The organism is Rhodanobacter soli (genome assembly GCF_040548735.1).
Classification (GTDB): Bacteria; Pseudomonadota; Gammaproteobacteria; order Xanthomonadales; family Rhodanobacteraceae; genus Rhodanobacter; species Rhodanobacter soli_A.
Genome location: NZ_JBEPSD010000003.1, coordinates 556,826 through 573,195, shown reverse-complemented (window position 1 = coordinate 573,195; position 16,370 = coordinate 556,826). Strand labels below are relative to the sequence as shown.

Genomic DNA, 16,370 nt, shown 5'->3' with positions numbered 1-16,370 from the left:
GGCGCGTTCTTCAGGTGGAACTCCACCGTGTCGCCCTGGCGCACCCGGATGAAGCTGCCCGGCACGGTGCCGCCGAAGGTCCAGAACGTGTAGCTCACGCCCTCGGAGATCGGCATCTCCTTCTCGATCACTTCCAGCTCGACGATCACCTTCGCCGGGTAGTTGCGGTTGACCGGCGGCGGCACGTGCGGCGGGCTGGTCAGCACCGCGTGGATCGGCTCGCCTTGCGGCGGGCCGAAGTCGCCGTGGGTGGCGGCGATCGCGGCAGGGCTGGCGGCAGCCTCCCCCACCGGCGACACCGCAGCTGGCTTGCCGGAGCAGCCGGCGAGCGCCAGCATGCCGGCCGTGGCCAGGACAATGAACAACGAACGTGACATGGGTTTCTCCCTGTGGTTTCTGGCTGTGAGCCTAGGGAACCGTCAGGAAGCGCGCTTGACATACGTCATTTCTGTCGATGGAAAACGGCGAGTGCGTCAAGCCGCCGCAGCTGCTGTGAAGATGCTCAGTGCGACAGCAGATTCTTGCCGATCTGGCGCAACCCCTCGGGGTTGCGCAACAGCATTTCGCGCCCCTCGAGTTCGATCAGGCCCTGCTGGCGGAAACGGCTGAGCACCCGGCTCACCGTCTCGGCCGCCAGCCGCAGGTAGTTCGCGATGTCGCCACGCGACATGCTGAGATGGAAGCGCGTGCCGGAGAAGCCGCGCTCCTCGTAGCGCGCCGCCAGATCGGTAAGGAAAGCGGCCATGCGCATGTCGGCGTTGTGGTCACCGGCGAGCAAGGTGGCCATGCCGAGTTCCTTGCTGATCAGCCGGAACAGCCGCTGCTGTACCGCCGGCATGCGTGTGGCCAGCGCACTCATCGCGGGGAACGAGAAGCGGCAGAAATAGGCGGTATCCAGTGCCACCGCGTCGCACGGGAACTGGTCGGGATAGATCGCGTTGAGCCCAATCACTTCGCCTGGCAGGTAGAAGCCGAGCACCTGTTCGTGTCCTTCGGGGTCGACCATGCTGGTCTTCACCGTGCCGGCGCGTACCGCGAAGATCGAGCGGAACGGGTCGCCGGTACGGAAGATGTGCTCGCCGGCATGGAACGGCCCGACATGCTCGACCAGGCAGTGCAGTTCGAGCAGCTCCGGCTTGCCGTAACCTTCCGCGATGCACGCCCCGGAGAACGCACAGGTGCGACAGAAGTGGGTCTCGTCGCCGTCGTCGGCAATCGGGTTGAGTGGCTCGGGCAGGCGGCCTGCCGGGTTGTTGCGGCGCATGGGGAACCTGTGGGCATCGCGCGGATCAGATCAGGCATGGTTGGCACCTGGCCATAGCCGGTACGCCAACGCACGGCGAAATATATCGCGATGATACGCAATGGCGGCGACTGTCGTGGAGCGACCAGTGTGCCATGACGCCGCACCGGCGCATTCGTGCCTGTTTTGCACGGCACAAAAAGAACAAGGGCCGGCATTGCTGCCGGCCCTTGCTTGTATCTGGCGCCCGAAGTTGGACTCGAACCAACGACCCCCTGATTAACAGTCAAGTGCTCTAACCAGCTGAGCTATTCGGGCGTGAGCTGCGTAGTTTGCTGAGCGTGCGGCGAACTGTCAAGCCGTTGCGGAACGGCCGCCGCACTTTTTTTCAGGCGTTCAGTACCCGGTAGCACGGTTCGTACGCGGTGCCGCCGGGGAGCTTCATGCGGTGCTGTTCGACGAACGCCTGCAGCAGCTTGTCCAGCGCCCGCATGATGTCCGCATCGCCGTCGATGACGAACGGGCCGTGCTGCTCGATCGCCTGCACGCCCTCCTCCTTCACGTTGCCGGCGACGATGCCGGAAAACGCCCGGCGCAGATCCGCTGCCAACTCGTGCCGCGGACGCTCGTGGTGGATCTGCAACGCGCGCATCGCCTCGTGGGTGGGGCGGAACGGCAACTGGAACTCCAGCGGAATCTGCAGCGCCCAGTTGAAGAAGAATGCGTCCTTGGTATCCAGACGGTTGTGGCGCACTTTCTCGAGGCCCTTGATCATCGTCCGCGCCACCGTCTCCGGGTCGTCCACGATGATCTGGTAGTGCCGGGCCACCTCATCGCCCAGGCTGAGCCGCAGGAAGCGGTCGATCTGCTCGAAATAGGCGGCCGACTGGCGCGGGCCAGTGAAGATCAGCGGAAACGGCGTACCGGCGTTGTCCGGGTGCAGCAGGATGCCGAGCAGGTAGAGGATTTCCTCGGCCGTGCCGACGCCGCCGGGGAACACGATGATGCCGTGGCCCAGACGCACGAACGCCTCCAGCCGCTTCTCGATGTCCGGCATGATCACCAGGTGGTTGACGATCGGGTTCGGCGATTCGGCCGCGATGATGCCCGGCTCGGTGATGCCGATGTAGCGGTTGTGCCGGCGTCGCTGCTTGGCGTGCGAGATGGTCGCGCCCTTCATCGGTCCCTTCATCGCGCCCGGGCCGCAGCCGGTGCAGATGTCCAGCCCGCGCAGGCCGAGCTGGTAGCCGACCAGCTTGGTGTAGTCGTACTCCTGGCGCGAAATCGAGTGGCCACCCCAGCACACCACCAGGTTCGGGTCGACCTGTGGCTTCAGGATGCGCGCATTGCGCAGGATCTCGAACACGCTCTGGGTCAGCGCGGCGGAGGCATCGAGGTCGAAGCCGACCTGTTCCAGTTGGGTCGACACGTAGACGATGTCACGCACCACCGCCACCAGCAGCTCGTTGATGCCGCGGATGATCTGGCCGTCCACGAACGCCTGTGCCGGTGCGTTCGACAGCTCGATCTTCATGCCGCGATCCTGCTGCAGCACCTGGATGTCGAAATCCGGATACTGCTCCAGGATCGCCCGCGGATCGTCGCTGATGTTGCCGGAGGTCAGCACCGCCAGCGCGCAACGGCGCAGCAGCGCGTGCAGGCCCGAGCCGCTGGCGCCGCGCAGGCGCGCCACCTCGTTGCGGGAAAGGACGTCCAGGCCGCCGACCGGGGAGATGCGTGCGCTGACGGTGCCGGGCTTTGCCGGCGCACCGGCGTATGTGTCGCTCATTCGAGTGCTTCTCCTTGCCGCTCTTCGCGGATCATGCGCCTGCGCCAAGCGGAGCAGGCCGCGTAGCTTCCCGCGCCGGTTGCGCATGGTCAAGCGCGCACAAAAAAAACCGGTGCCCGCAAAGGCACCGGTTCCAGGCTTCAAACCGCCGATGCGCTTAGAACGTGTAGCGCAGCGTGACCATGGCCGACCAGCGCGACACCACGTTGGTCTTGGTGTTGCGACCGGCGTCGTAGATGATCTTCTGGCCCGGCTGGTAGTTGCCGCTCTTGTCGGTGGGCAGCGAGTAGATGTACTTGCCGTCCGCATCCACACCTTCGTAACTGGCCAGCGTACGGGTGTACGGGAAGCCGACGTAGCTCTGCTGACCCCAGTCGCTGTTCAACAGGTTCATGAAGTTGTAGATGTCCAGGCGCAGCTCGCCCTTGTTGCCCTTGAAGATGCCGGGCACTTCCTGGCGGAAGCTCAGGTCCACCTGGTTCACCCATGCCGATGCAGCACGGTTGCGGCCCGCGATGGCACCCTGGTGGTCCTTCAGGTAGGAATCGCTCTGGATGAAGTTGAAGAACTGATCGATCACAGCCTGGCTGGTGCCCGTCTTGAAGCTCACATCGCCCTTGTTCGGGATGTAGATCAGGTCGGTGCTGTAGGAGTCGCCGTTCGCATCGTTGCCGAACGTCCAGCTGTACGGCTGGCCGCTGTGGCCGTCATAGAACGCGCTGACACTGGTCACGTAGTCACCGAAGAAGCGATGCTGCCAGGTCAGCGAGGCATTCAGGCGCTGTTTGATCGCATAGTTCGACGTCGAGGCCACATCATCGTTCGGATTCACCCAGGCACTATTGGAGTAGTTCGAGCTGGCCTGGCTGGAGGTGCCCGGGTTGACTTCGGTCGCGTTGCCGAAGGTCACACCCACGCTGCCGAACCAGCTTTCCGAGAACGGCTTCTTCAACGACAGCGTCAGTGCTTCGGCGCGGCCCTTGTGGGTGTTGGTCAGCAGGGTCGAGGTGCCCGAGAACGCCGGGTTGGCATTCGTGCGTGCATCACCCGACTTCGGCGCCTGGCCCAGCGTCTCGTAGTAGTTGTTGCGGCCGTCCGGCAGCGTGCCGTTCGGATCGCCGATATTGATGTTCTGGTAGAGGATGCCGTTGCGCGTGATGATCCGCTGGTATTCGGCCGAGAAGATCGTACCCAGCCACGGCAGCTCGCGATCGAACGCCAGGCTCACCTTCCACACGGACGGCAGCTGGAAGTTCGGGTCGACCGTGTCGACGTTCATCTTCGAGCTGGCCGGCGGCGGCAGGTTCTGTGCGAACGGATCCGGGCTGAACACCGGCAGGTCGTTGCCCACGCCCGGCTGCAGGCCGTCGTCATTGAACACCTGGTAGGTGGCCGTGGTCATGCCGTTGTTCTGGTACGGATTGGTCATCCACACGGTCGGCGGATTGGACTGGAACAGGCCCACGCCGCCACGGATCTGCATCATCCGCTCGCTGTCGAAGTTGTAGTTGAACGACAGGCGCGGCTCGATCAGCTTCATGCCATCGATGGTGTTGTCGTTGCGATAGCCGAAGGCATTGGTGAACGTCGGGTTGTAGACCGGCTTGTCACCCGTCTTGTTGAGATTGACGCGCACGCCGTACTGCACCGACAGGTTGCTCGTCGGCTGCCAGGTGTCCTGCAGGAAGAAACCATACTGGCGCAGCGTCCAGGCAGCAGCCACATCGTCCAGCGTGTAGCCGGCGGCCGGCTGGTAGATATTGTACGAGTTGTAGATGCCCTTCTCGAAATTGTCGATGCCCCAGAACGTGTAGGCACCAAACTGGGTGCGCCCGAACAGGTTGTAGATCTTGTTCTGCTGGAAGTCGACGCCACCCTTGATGGTGTGCTCATCCAGGTACAGCGTGCCGGCGAACAGCGCCTTCCAGGTCTTGATGTCCAGCACGTTGTAATGGCTGAACTGGTCCTCGCCCAGATCCACGAACGGCGCCTTGCCGCCAGCACCCAGATTGACGAAGACCTGCGGCTGCTGGGTATCGACCGTGCGCACTTGCGAGAACTGCGAATAGCCGATCTTGGCTTCGGTGGAGAAGTTGCTGGTCCAGTCGTCGAACACCTGCAGCACGGTGTTCTTGGTGTCGCTGTTCTTGGTGTACCAGTAGCTGGTCAGGCCGATGGCGGTGGACGAGTTGCCCTGCACGATCGGCTGGGTTTCCTTGGTGCGCTGATAGGACAGGCTCGCGCGATGATTGTCGGCGATGTTCCAGTCCAGCTTCATCAGGTAGCGCTTGTCCTCCAGGTCGACGTTGCCGCCGCTGAAGGTGCCCGGGGTCAGGCCGAGATTCTTGGCCGCGTCGATGATGCGGTTCAAGTCGCCGGGCGAGACCTTGTTCGAGGTCGACGCGCCGGTCAGCGACGGATCCAGGCCATTGGCCGAATCGGCGCCCAGGCCGACGGTCTTCTCCTTCTCGAAGTTCGCGAAGAAGAACAGCTTGTCCTTGATGATCGGGCCGCCCAGCGTCGCGCCGGCGGTCCAGTCGCTCTTGTAGCCCTTGTAGCCGCGATTCTCGTCGAGCCAGCCGGCGCTGCCGACCAGCTTGTCGGCATTGCGGTAGGCGTAGTACACCGAACCGTGGAATTCGTTCGTGCCGCTCTTGGTCACCGCGTTGATGTTGGCGCCGACGGTGTCGGAAGCCACGTCGAAGTTCGCGGTCGAGATGTTGTATTCCTCGATGGTGTCGGTGGACACCGGCGAGCCGATGTACGGCATGCCGTTCGAGTTCAGGCCGAACGGGTCGCCGACGGAGACGCCGTCGACGCTGATGTTGTTGTAACGGCTGTTCTGGCCCATCGTCGACATCGAGCCGTCACCGCGATCGGTGATGACGATGCGCGGATCGAGGCGGGCGATGTCCTGGATAGAGCGGCCCGGCGTCGGTGCGGCCTGCAACTCGCGCTGCGACACGTTGGTCGAGAGGCCCTTGTTGTCCGGCGTGAAGGTCTGCGCCAACGCGCTGGCCGAAACGGTCACGCCTTCCAGATTCTTCGCTTCCACCGCGCCCATGGTCAGGTTCACCGCGGTGCTCTGCGACAACTGCAGGTAGACCTTGTTCTGCTCGCCCTGGGTCAGGCCGGCCTTGGACGCCGTCACGTCGAACGGGCCGCCGACGCGCAGACCCTGCGCCGAGTAGCGGCCATCCGCGTCGGTCGTGGTGATCTTGGTGGTGCCCGACGGCTCATGCACGATCTGCACGGTGGCGCCGGCCACCGGCTGGCCGTTCGCGTCAAGCACGCGGCCACTGATCGAGGAGGAGGTGTCCTGCGCGATGGCAGGCACCGACGACGCCAGCAACGAAGCAATGGCAAACGGCAGGAGTTTGGCGCGAATTCGGCTGTTCATTCTTGATCGACCCTCAGGCTCGCAACGAAAAAAACTTGATTGGGGGCAAAAAAAGCCCGACCTCGCCCGGCGCATGCCAGGCGTAACATCGACGCGATGCGTGACCCCAGTTGTGGTATTGCCGCGACTCCATGGAGCATGGAACCGCAAATCTCAGCTCGCCGGACCTTCCCGCCTGCGGCGATTGTTAAGCGATTTTAACGGCATTGTATGACATTTTTGTAACATTTACACGTCAGTTGCGGCTGCCCCATCCCCTCATAACCGCTACACGAACCGTTTGAAATCAGACAGATGGAAGGCCGCCCCCGCGACTTCCATCACCACCATGGTGCATCACATCCGGCTCGCTGCCTATACCCCTGATCAGTCGCGCTTGCCGAGATAGCGTGCACGCTTCGCCGGTTTCAGGTTGGCCAGGTCCAACATCACCAGGCCGTCCACGCAACCGGAAAAATCCGGGTCCTCGCCGAAGTCGAGGAACTGCACGCCAGCGGGCTCGACCAGGTCGACGTACTGCCGGTACAGCACCGGCATGCTGACGCCCAGTGCATCCAGATGATGCTTCAGCTGGCCCAGCCCAGCGACAGCGTCCAGCCCCTCCAGCGCCGCGCGCACGCCCTGCACCACTTCAGGCGAGACCACGAAAGGCTGGCGTGCAGCGGCCAACCCCGGCGCACCGAAATAATGCTGGTGCGCCGCCGCGATCCATTCGCGCGCCTCGCGCGGCAGGTTCACCGACATGCTGACCGGGCCGAACAGGTAACGCAGTTCCGGGTGCCGTTGCAGATACAGGCCGATGCCCTGCCACAGCTGGTCCAGCGCACGCGAACGCCAGTAGGCCGGCGCAATGAAACTGCGCCCCAGTTCCAGCCCCTGCGCCAACCTCGACTCGAGCGCCGGCGAGTAGTTGAACAGGCTGGAGGTATACAGGCTGGCCATGCCGCGCTCGGCAATCAGCCGGCCGCCATGGCCGAAGCGATAGGAGCCAACGATGCGCAAGGCCTGCGGGTCCCACAGCACCAGGTGCTCGTAATGCTGGTCGTAGGCATCCAGGTCGCGTCGCGCGCCGGTGCCCTCGCCGACCTTGCGGAAGGTCAGTTCGCGCAACCGGCCGATCTCGCGCATCACCGCGCTGTCGGGCGCGCCCTTGAACAGCCAGGCCTGCTTGCCGTCGCCGAGATCGGCCAGTTTCTCGCAGCGCGCCAGTTCGGCAGCGACCTGTTCGACCGGCTCAGGCAATGCCAGCGGTGCCTGTCCGCCGAAGACCAGGCCGCGATGCTGGCCGACCCGGTAGACGTGCCGGCGCATCAGCTTCGCCGCCTGTGCCGGCGAACCGCCGCTGCGCTGACCGAGCTCCTCGGCGCTGACCAGCGCGCCGATGCTGAAACCGATCCGCCGCTTGCCTGGCGCCACCGCTTCGCGCGGCAGCATCGCCGTGCTCAGCGGCTTGGCCAGCATCGACAGGCCGTAGAACATCGCCGAGTTGCGCGCCGAAACATGCACCGGCAGCACCGGTGCCTTGCTGCGCAACGACAACCGTGCGAAGCCGTCCGACCAGCGGCCGTCGCGCACGCCGCCGGCGCGCACGCGCGAGACCTCGCCGGCAGGAAACACGATCAGCGCTTCGCCATTCTCCAGTGCGCGATAGATGCCGCGCAGGCGCGAAGCGGCGCCCTTGCCGAACACGTCCACCGGCAGCAGCAGCTTGCCCAGTGGCGGCACCGTGGCCAGCCAGTCGTTACCCAGGATGCGCACGTCGCGGCGCACCGAACCGATCATCTGCAGCATCGCCATCGCGTCCTGCATGCCCAGCGGGTGGTTCGCCACCACCAGCAGCGGGCCCTCCGCCGGGATGTTATCGAGATCGCCCGGGTTGACGTGATGGCTGGTGCCGAGCACGTCCAGTACGCGGTCGACGAAATCGAAACCCTCGGCGGTACCGACCCGGTCCAGCACGCGGTTGAAGCCTTCTTCGTCGGCCAGGCGCCCGAGCATGCCCGCCATCGGCCGGCGAAGGCGTGGGTACTGCGCCAGCCATGGCAGCCGCTCGACAAGGGACTGTTCGATACTCAGCATGTCTGCGTCCTCGGATTTCCCCCATCCTGGCGGCCGATTATGACAGCTGCACGATCATCCGAAGCGACGCTTGCGACATTTCGACGACGTCGTCGTTTCAAACGCTCATGTGCAGGAACGACGCCACGCCGGCCATGAACATCTGCACCGACAACGCGATCAGCAGCATACCCATCACACGCTCCAGGGCGGTCAGCACGCTCTCGCCGAGCCAGCGGAAGAGGTAGGTCGCACTGAGCAGGATCAGCGAACTGGCCAGCCACGCCAGCAGCAGCGCGATCGTCCAGTCGGCGGTGCGGCCGGGCTGGGTATTGGTCAGCAGCAGCAGCGCCGCCATTGCCGAAGGGCCGGCCACGCCGGGTATCGCCATCGGCACGATGAACGGTTCGCCGCCGCCGGACTTGCCGAAGATGCCGCTGCCGTCGGCCGGCGGAAACACCATGCGGATGCCGATCAGGAACAGCACGATGCCGCCGGCGATGCTGATCGATTCCTGCTTCAACTGCAGCAGCTTGAGGATGTACTGGCCGCCGAACAGGAACGCCAGCAGCACGCCCAGTGCGATCAGCAGCTCGCGCACCATGACGCGACGACGCCGCTTCGGCGGCACGTCCTTCAGCAGGCTCAGGAACAGCGGGATATTGCCCAGCGGATCCATGATCAGGAACAGCAGGATGCCCGCCGACAATGTGGTCATCTGCGATTCCATCTCAACTCCATCCTCGTTGGGCGGGCGCCCCGCCGGCGCCGCCGGGGCAACCGCTCAGGCGACCCGCAAATCCAGTATCGCGCCACGCGCCGCTGCGCCCTGCGCGCTGAGCAGATAGACCGCGGCGGATGCGGCGGTATCCGGCAGCGGTCGCTGCAGGATGTCTTCGCCGAAATACGCCAGTTGCCGCAGCGCCGTGCGCATCGGCCCGGGCAGCATCGCATGGGTACGCAACGTGCTGCTATCGGTTTCCTCATGCAGGATCGCCACGAACCGTTCGAGCGCCGCCTTTGACGCGCCGTAAGCGCCCCAGTGCGCACGCTGCAGCAGTTCGGAGTCGTCCAGCACGAACACCACGGCGCTGTCGCCGGCCTTGGTCAGCAGCGGCAGGCAGGCCTGGGTCAGCGCAAACGGCGCGTTCACGTTGACGTGCATCGCGCGCAGCCAGGCATCCGGCTTGTGCATGCTTATCGGCGTCAATCCGCCGAAACTGACGGCGGCGTGCACGATGCCGTCGAGCCGGCCGAAGTCGCGTTCCAGCCCCTCGGCCAGCGCGGCGTATTCGCGCGGCGTGGCCACCTCCATGTCCAGCGGATGGATTACCGGCTCGGCCAGGCCTTCGGCCAGCATCGCGTCGTACAGTTGTTCCAGCTGGCGCTTGCGCTTGCCGGTGATCACCACCGTGGCGCCGGCGCGCGATGCCGCGCGCGCCACCGCCCCGCCGAGGCCGCCGTAGGCGCCGGTGACCAGCACCACGCGATCGGCAAGGGTATCGGCGGTCGTCTGCCAACCTGCGGGCAATCGTGAAACGGGCAGCATCGTCAAGGCGCCACCCCGGCCACGTCGCTGGCCATGCGGGACAACTCGCCGGCGGAGTTCAGGTCCTCGATGATGTCGCAACCGCCGATCAGCTCGCCCTGGATGAACAACTGCGGAAAGGTCGGCCAGTTCGAGAAATGCGGCAGCGCTGCGCGGATCTGCGGATCGGCCAGCACGTTCACCGCATGGAACACGGCGCCGGCTTCCGTCAGCGCCTGGGCCGCACGACTGGAAAAGCCGCACATCGGAAATTCGGGCGTGCCTTTCATGAAAAGCACGATGGGATGCGCGGCCAGCATCGCCTTGATTTGCTCGTTGATGTCCATAGCTCGGTGTTTCATCTTTACAATGCAGGCAGACCGATATTGTATCAGTCACCCGTCGGCTGCCGTTTGCTGCGCCGACACATCTCCCCCAGCCAACGCTAAGGAGCCTCATCATGGCGATCGAACTTCCTCCGCTTCCGTACGAAAAGAACGCTCTGGAGCCGCACATTTCCGCCGAAACGCTGGAATACCATTACGGCAAGCACCACCAGGCCTACGTGACCAACCTCAACAAGCTGATCGAAGGCACCGAGTTCGCGAACGCGCCGCTCGAGGAAATCATCAAGAAGTCATCCGGCGGCGTGTTCAACAACGCCGCACAGATCTGGAACCATACGTTCTACTGGAATTCGATGAGTCCGAAGGGCGGCGGCGCACCGAGCGGCAAGCTGGCCGACGCGATCAACAAGGCGTTCGGCTCGTTCGACAAGTTCAAGGAAGAGTTCAGCAAGTCCGCCGCCGGCAACTTCGGCTCCGGCTGGACCTGGCTGGTGCAGCGCCCGGACGGCTCGCTCGGCATCGTCAACACCTCGAACGCGGCCACCCCGATCACCGGCAGCGACAAGCCGTTGTTCACCACCGACGTGTGGGAACACGCCTATTACATCGACTACCGCAACGCCCGCCCAAAATACGTGGAAGCGTTCTGGAACCTGGTGAACTGGGAATTCGCGGCCAGCAACCTGGCCTGATCCCCGGCTGAAACAAGAACGGAGCCCCCCCGCGGCTCCGTTTTTCATGCCCGCGCCTGCGCCCGGCTCAACCGAGTTCCGGCAGCACCGGCGCCACTTGCACCTCGCGCCCGAGCGCACTGGCAATCCCGCCCAATCGCGCCGCCAGCTGACCGGCATCCGGCGCGCACACCGTGGCATGGCCTACCTTGCGACCCGGCCGGGCCTGCTTGCCGTAATCGTGCCAGTGCGCGTCGACCGCCTGCAGTACCGCCGAGGTGTCGGGCAGCTCGCCGATCCAGTTGAACATTGCCGACATGCCGCGCGCACCGGTGTCGCCCAGCGGCAGGCCAAGCACCGCGCGCACATGGTTCTCGAACTGGCTGGTGTGCGCGCCCTCGATGGTCCAGTGGCCGGAGTTGTGCACGCGCGGCGCCATCTCGTTGCCCAGCAGCTCGCCGTCCCTGACGAACAGCTCCAGCGCGAACACGCCGACGTAACCCAGCCGCTCGGCCAGCGTGCGGGCCAGTTCGGTGGCGCGCGGCTGCAGCAGCTCGATGTCCGGCGCCGGCGCCAGACTCATCGACAGCACGCCATCGACGTGCCAGTTGCGGGTCAGCGGCCAGGTGCGGAAATCGCCATCGCGACTGCGCACGGCAAGCACCGAAAGCTCGCGTTCGAACGGCACGAACGCCTCCAGGATCAGGCCGTGTTTCGACGCCTGCGCACCAAGCGCGGCCCACGCCGCATCCGCGTCCGCCGGCTTGTGCAAGCGGAACTGGCCCTTGCCGTCGTAGCCGAGCCGGCGCGTCTTCAGGATCGCCGGAGTGCCGACCGCAGTCAGCGCCTGATCCAGCTGTTCGCGCGTATCCACCGTCATGAAGTCCGGGGTGGGCAGGCCGCACTCGCGGAACAGGGTCTTCTCGGCCAGCCGATCCTGCGCCACCGCCAGCGCCTGCGGTGCGGGGAATACCGCCACCCGTTCGGCCAGCCAGTGTGCCGTCTCGGCCGGCACGTTCTCGAAATCGAAGGTGACCACGTCGACCCTGGCGGCAAATGCCTCCAGGGCGGCGTAGTCGGTCCAGTCGGCCACCACCAGCGGCGCGACCTGCCCCGCACAGGCGTCGGCGGAACTGTCCACCGCCAGGGTCTTCACGCCCAGTGGTGCCGCCGCCAGCGCCAGCATGCGGGCCAGCTGCCCACCGCCGAGTACGCCCAGCACGGGCTGTCGCCGTTCGCTCACCGGCGCGGGTCCGGCTGCTCGATCACGGCTTGGGTCTGGCGTGCGCGCCAATTGTCCAGCGACGCGGCCAGCGCCGGATCGTGCAAGGCCAGCACCGCCACGGCCAGCAAGCCAGCGTTCACCGCGCCGGCACGGCCGATCGCCAGGGTGCCGACCGGGATGCCGGCCGGCATCTGCGCGATGGACAGCAGCGAATCCATCCCGTTCAGCGCCTTCGACTGCACCGGCACGCCGAACACGGGCAGGCGGGTCTTCGCCGCCAGCATGCCGGGCAGGTGGGCGGCGCCGCCGGCGCCGGCGATGATCACCTGGATGCCACGCGCCGGGGCCTGCTCGGCGTAGCTGAACAGCAAATCCGGTGTGCGATGGGCGGAAACCACCTGCACTTCATGCGCCACGCCCAGCTCGGTCAGCACGTTCGCGGTGTGCTGCATGGTTTCCCAATCCGAACGCGAACCCATCACGACGCCAACGCGTGGTCTGCTTGTTCCTGTCATGGCCGGACCGTCCAAAAACGGCTATTGTACGGGCTTTCCCTACCCCGGCACACCCAAGCGATCCATGGACAAGCGCCTACTCGACATCCTGTGCTGCCCGGTCAGCAAAATGCCATTGCGCCCGCTGGGCAAGCGCGAACTCGATGCGCTGAATGACGCCATCGGGGCCGGCAAGGTCGACACCGTGGCGGGAGTCGCCGTGCGCGAACGGATCAGTGAAGGCCTGATCACCACCGACCACAAGGTGATCTACCGGATCGAGGACGGCATTCCGGTGATGTTGCCGGAGGAAGGCATCGGCACCACCCAGCTGACCGGCTTCCCCGCAGCCTGAAGCATACCGGCGGTTCCAGGCGGATACCCGCGCATGACACGGACACCCGCTTTGCCTTATCGTCGACACCTGCGCGGCCCGTCCTGGGTTCAGCTGCGCATCGCAATGCTTCAGGGGTTTGGCGATGAACGAAGCCAGTGATCCATCCCGAGTCATCAATCTGAGCCAGCGCCTGGACCCGGCCAGCGAGCGCGTCGGCGAGTTGCTGGGTGCCGTGCGCAGCATCGCCAGCAAGCGCTTGCAGCAATGGGTGGGCAACGCCTTCGAGCACGTCGACGACGCGTTGTTCGACCTGGCCGAGAAAGCCGAGAACAATGCGGCCCAGATGCATTACTTCGACGGCATGCGCGAGGTGCGCAAACGCCGTCCGGCGGTGGAACGCAGCTTCCTGGGCGCGATCAGCCGCCATATCGGCGAACTGGCCCATCCGCAGCAGTCGTCCGGCTCGTCGACGTCGTTTGGCGCGGTTGAACTGACGCTGGTGGCCGACAACGAGCTGGAAGAGTCGCTGGCGATCACCAGCATGATCGGCAAGAACGAATCGCGCCTGTCGCGCGACCTGTTTGCGGTCAACCAGCGGCTGTCGGTGATCTGCGGTGGCCGCAAGGTCGAGGACGCCAGCAATCCGGTGGCTCCGGCGATCCTGGCGCAGGCATTCCGCCAGGCGTTGCACGAACTCAGCGCCGACATGCGGGTCAAGCTGATCATCTACAAGCTGTTCGACCGCTACGTGCTGTCGTCGCTGGAAGATCTCTACCAGGAAATCAATACCGAGCTGGTGCGCGCCGGCGTGCTGCCGCAGTTGCGCCACGAAGTGCCGCGTGGCGACGCGAAGGCCGCAGGCGCCGCCGGCCAGGCGACGGACGAGGCCGCCGGCGACATCCCCAGCGACCTGCTGCAGACCCTGCATGCGCTGTTCAGCGCACGCCGCGGTCCGGCCGTCGGCGGCAACGTCGGCATGCACGCGTTGTCGAGCGGCCCGCTGCCGTCGGCGAACGAATTGCTCGGCGCGCTCAGCGTGCTGCAGAGCCAGATTGCCAGCGCCGGCCCGTTGCCGTACGCGCAGCCGGACGATGCCGCCGCGCTCACTCGCGAAGTGCTGCAGCTGAAGGGTCAGTTGCTGACCCAGATCGGCGCGCTGCGCGGCGAGAAACCCAGCCATGTCGCGACCATCGATGAGGACACCATCGACCTGGTCGGCATGCTGTTCGAATTCATCCTGGAAGACCGCAACCTGCCCGCCGCCATGCAAGTCATGCTGGCGCGGTTGCAGATCCCCTACCTCAAGGCGGCGATCCTCGACCGCAAGCTGTTCGCGCATCGCCAGCATCCGGCGCGGCGGCTGCTGGACTGCCTGGCCGAACAGGCCAAGAGCTGGTCGGAGGAATCCGACCGGGACCATCGCCTGTACGACAAGGTGAAGTCGATCGTCGACCAGTTGCTGCATGACTTCGACGACGACATGGGCGTCTTCGAGCGCCTGCTGGTCGATCTGCAGCAGTTCCAGGACGTCAACAAGCGTCGCTCCGAACTGGCCGAGCAGCGCGTGGCCGAATCCACCCGGGGCCGCGAAAAACTCGAGCAGGCGCGCCGCCGCGCCGCCCGCGAGATCCTCGACCGCATCGGCGAGCACAAGCTGCCGCCGCTGGTGCACGGCGTGCTGGCCCGCGCCTGGGCCAACCATCTGGTGCTGACCCTGCTGCGCCAGGGCGAAACCTCGCCCGAGTTCAAGAGCGCGCTGCGTTTCGTCGACGACTTCATCGCCAGCACCAAGCCGGCCACCAGCCCGGAAAGCCGGCAGATGCTGCGGCAGATGCTGCCCGGGATCGAGCGTGCGCTGCGCCAGGGCCTGGCCAACGTGGCATTCCAGGAACAGGACATCGAACGCCTGCTGGGCCAGTTGCATACCTATTACCGGCAGCAGCTGGGCGAAACGCTGGATGCCGCCGAGGTGGTCGCCGTCGACGAAGACGCCGCCATGCTGGCGATCCCCGACAGCATCCAGCCGGTCATCGACCAGGGCACCGCGCCGCAGGACAGCGTCGAAGAAGACCTCGCCGAGGCGCCGCTGGACAGCCCGGAATGGCACCAGGTGCAGGCATTGCAACCCGGCACCTGGCTGGAATTCTGCCTGCCCGACGAGCCGATGACCCGCGCCAAGCTGTCGTGGATCAGCCCGATGAGCGGCCGCTACCTGTTCGTCAACCGGCGCGGCCTGAAGGTGGCGGACTACTCGCCGCAGGAGCTGACCGCGCTGCTCACCGACGGCCAGGCCCGCATGCTCGCCGCCAACGCGCTGTTCGACCGCGCGATGAGCGCCATCGTCGACAAGCTGAGCCAGCCCGACGCCGTGCCGCCCGCTGATACGGCCGCCGAATGAGCCAGGCTCCATCGTTCGCGGCGCCGGACGCCGCCCAGATCGCCATCGATATCGAACGTGCCCTCGCCGAAGACCTCGGCCAGGGCGACGCCACCGCGGAACTGCTGCCGATCGACGCCCGGGCCCACGCCGTGCTGACCTGCCGCGATGCGGCGGTGATCGCCGGCACAGCATGGTTCGACGCCTGCTTCCGCCGGTTCGACCCGGCCGTGCGGATCGACTGGCAGGTCCGCGACGGCGACCGGGTCGCCCCCGACACGGTGATCTGCCGCCTGTCCGGACATGCCCGTTCGCTGGTGACCGCGGAACGCTCGGCGCTCAACTTCCTGCAACTGCTGTCCGCCACCGCCACGGTGACCGCCGAGTATGTCGCCGCCGTTGCCGGCACCGCGGTGTGCGTGCTGGACACCCGCAAGACCATTCCCGGCCTGCGCCTGGCGCAGAAATACGCGGTGCGCTGCGGCGGCGGCCACAACCAGCGCATGGGCCTGTACGACGCGATCCTGATCAAGGAAAACCACATCATCGCCGCCGGCAGCATCGCCGCCGCCGTGCAGGCGGCACGTCGGCTGCACCCGGACCTGCTGCTCGAGGTCGAGGTCGAGAACCTCGACGAACTGGAGCAGGCGCTGCAGGCCGGCGTGGACCGGATCATGCTGGACAATTTCGAGCTGGCGCAGATGCGCGAGGCGGTGCAGCACACCGCCGGCCGCGTGCCGCTGGAGGTATCCGGCAACGTCGATCTGCGCACGATCGGCGAATACGCGCACACCGGCGTCGACTTCATCTCGGTCGGCGCACTGACCAAGCATGTGCGCGCCGTCGACCTGTCGCTGCGCCTGCAACTGGACTGAACGCCAGCTTGCACCCGGTCGCTTGC

General features: G+C 65.6%; 13 protein-coding genes, 1 tRNA gene and 1 pseudogene. 4 read left to right on the top strand and 11 right to left on the bottom strand.

Features of this window, described 5'->3' with window-relative positions; all coding sequences use genetic code 11:
- The 9 genes and pseudogenes from ABIE04_RS16615 to grxD all read right to left on the bottom strand — a co-directional run.
- Positions 1–377 (bottom strand): annotated as a pseudogene (locus tag ABIE04_RS16615) (copper-containing nitrite reductase); the annotation flags it as partial.
- A 125-nt stretch (positions 378–502) separates the two neighbouring features.
- On the bottom strand, positions 503–1,264 hold the full coding sequence (locus tag ABIE04_RS16610) for a helix-turn-helix domain-containing protein (protein ID WP_354552753.1): 762 nt from the start codon (positions 1,262–1,264) through the stop codon (positions 503–505).
- Between the two features lie 220 nt (positions 1,265–1,484).
- Positions 1,485–1,561, bottom strand: a tRNA-Asn gene (locus ABIE04_RS16605).
- A 70-nt stretch (positions 1,562–1,631) separates the two neighbouring features.
- The gene (gene ppnN, locus ABIE04_RS16600) at positions 1,632–3,032 is read right to left on the bottom strand and encodes a nucleotide 5'-monophosphate nucleosidase PpnN (protein ID WP_354552751.1); all 1,401 of its coding nucleotides are present in this window, start codon (positions 3,030–3,032) and stop codon (positions 1,632–1,634) included.
- 157 nt (positions 3,033–3,189) lie between these two features.
- Positions 3,190–6,432, bottom strand: a complete 3,243-nt coding sequence (locus ABIE04_RS16595) for a TonB-dependent receptor (RefSeq protein WP_354552749.1) — start codon at positions 6,430–6,432, stop codon at positions 3,190–3,192.
- Positions 6,433–6,798: 366 nt separating this feature from the next.
- The gene (locus tag ABIE04_RS16590; protein WP_354552747.1) at positions 6,799–8,511 is read right to left on the bottom strand and encodes a lysophospholipid acyltransferase family protein; all 1,713 of its coding nucleotides are present in this window, start codon (positions 8,509–8,511) and stop codon (positions 6,799–6,801) included.
- 97 nt (positions 8,512–8,608) lie between these two features.
- Positions 8,609–9,208 (bottom strand): YhgN family NAAT transporter, encoded by a 600-nt coding sequence (locus tag ABIE04_RS16585; protein WP_214557412.1) that lies wholly within the window; start codon positions 9,206–9,208, stop codon positions 8,609–8,611.
- A gap of 66 nt (positions 9,209–9,274) precedes the next feature.
- Positions 9,275–10,045, bottom strand: a complete 771-nt coding sequence (locus tag ABIE04_RS16580) for an SDR family NAD(P)-dependent oxidoreductase (RefSeq protein ID WP_354552745.1) — start codon at positions 10,043–10,045, stop codon at positions 9,275–9,277.
- Positions 10,042–10,365: a Grx4 family monothiol glutaredoxin gene (gene grxD, locus ABIE04_RS16575; RefSeq protein ID WP_214557832.1), complete on the bottom strand. Its 324-nt coding sequence runs from the start codon at positions 10,363–10,365 to the stop codon at positions 10,042–10,044. The genes ABIE04_RS16580 and grxD overlap by 4 nt, the downstream gene beginning before the upstream one ends.
- A 113-nt stretch (positions 10,366–10,478) precedes the next feature.
- Between grxD and ABIE04_RS16570 the strand changes: the two genes are divergently transcribed.
- Complete coding sequence (locus ABIE04_RS16570; protein ID WP_214557414.1) at positions 10,479–11,057, top strand: superoxide dismutase; 579 nt, start codon at positions 10,479–10,481, stop codon at positions 11,055–11,057.
- Positions 11,058–11,124: 67 nt separating this feature from the next.
- Here ABIE04_RS16570 and ABIE04_RS16565 read toward each other — a convergent pair whose 3' ends face one another.
- Together ABIE04_RS16565 and purE are read right to left on the bottom strand one after the other, a co-directional pair.
- Positions 11,125–12,279 (bottom strand): 5-(carboxyamino)imidazole ribonucleotide synthase, encoded by a 1,155-nt coding sequence (locus tag ABIE04_RS16565; RefSeq protein WP_354552742.1) that lies wholly within the window; start codon positions 12,277–12,279, stop codon positions 11,125–11,127.
- Positions 12,276–12,776 (bottom strand): 5-(carboxyamino)imidazole ribonucleotide mutase, encoded by a 501-nt coding sequence (gene purE / locus ABIE04_RS16560; RefSeq protein ID WP_354552740.1) that lies wholly within the window; start codon positions 12,774–12,776, stop codon positions 12,276–12,278. Before purE ends, ABIE04_RS16565 begins: the two co-directional genes overlap by 4 nt.
- 64 nt (positions 12,777–12,840) lie before the next feature.
- Here purE and ABIE04_RS16555 point away from each other — a divergent pair, with 64 nt between their 5' ends.
- From ABIE04_RS16555 to nadC, 3 genes are all read left to right on the top strand, one after another.
- A complete protein-coding gene (locus tag ABIE04_RS16555; RefSeq protein ID WP_354552737.1) occupies positions 12,841–13,110 on the top strand; it encodes a Trm112 family protein in 270 nt (89 codons plus the stop codon).
- Positions 13,111–13,234: 124 nt separating this feature from the next.
- Positions 13,235–15,490 carry a DUF1631 domain-containing protein gene (locus ABIE04_RS16550; RefSeq protein WP_354552735.1) on the top strand — a complete coding sequence of 752 codons (2,256 nt, stop codon included), beginning with the start codon at positions 13,235–13,237 and terminating at the stop codon, positions 15,488–15,490.
- Entirely contained in the window at positions 15,487–16,344 is an 858-nt protein-coding gene (gene nadC, locus ABIE04_RS16545) for a carboxylating nicotinate-nucleotide diphosphorylase (protein ID WP_354552732.1), read from the top strand. The genes ABIE04_RS16550 and nadC overlap by 4 nt, the downstream gene beginning before the upstream one ends.
- Positions 16,345–16,370: the final 26 nt, after the last annotated feature.

What these genes read in the sequence shown, in the direction of transcription:
- ABIE04_RS16610 (WP_354552753.1), bottom strand. Translation starts at nt 1,264, where the DNA reads ATGCGCCGCAACAACCCGGCAGGCCGCCTGCCCGAGCCACTCAACCCG.
- ppnN (WP_354552751.1), bottom strand. Translation starts at nt 3,032, where the DNA reads ATGAGCGACACATACGCCGGTGCGCCGGCAAAGCCCGGCACCGTCAGC.
- ABIE04_RS16595 (WP_354552749.1), bottom strand. Translation starts at nt 6,432, where the DNA reads ATGAACAGCCGAATTCGCGCCAAACTCCTGCCGTTTGCCATTGCTTCG.
- ABIE04_RS16590 (WP_354552747.1), bottom strand. Translation starts at nt 8,511, where the DNA reads ATGCTGAGTATCGAACAGTCCCTTGTCGAGCGGCTGCCATGGCTGGCG.
- ABIE04_RS16585 (WP_214557412.1), bottom strand. Translation starts at nt 9,208, where the DNA reads ATGACCACATTGTCGGCGGGCATCCTGCTGTTCCTGATCATGGATCCG.
- grxD (WP_214557832.1), bottom strand. Translation starts at nt 10,365, where the DNA reads ATGGACATCAACGAGCAAATCAAGGCGATGCTGGCCGCGCATCCCATC.
- ABIE04_RS16570 (WP_214557414.1), top strand. Translation starts at nt 10,479, where the DNA reads ATGGCGATCGAACTTCCTCCGCTTCCGTACGAAAAGAACGCTCTGGAG.
- purE (WP_354552740.1), bottom strand. Translation starts at nt 12,776, where the DNA reads ATGACAGGAACAAGCAGACCACGCGTTGGCGTCGTGATGGGTTCGCGT.
- ABIE04_RS16555 (WP_354552737.1), top strand. Translation starts at nt 12,841, where the DNA reads ATGGACAAGCGCCTACTCGACATCCTGTGCTGCCCGGTCAGCAAAATG.
- ABIE04_RS16550 (WP_354552735.1), top strand. Translation starts at nt 13,235, where the DNA reads ATGAACGAAGCCAGTGATCCATCCCGAGTCATCAATCTGAGCCAGCGC.
- nadC (WP_354552732.1), top strand. Translation starts at nt 15,487, where the DNA reads ATGAGCCAGGCTCCATCGTTCGCGGCGCCGGACGCCGCCCAGATCGCC.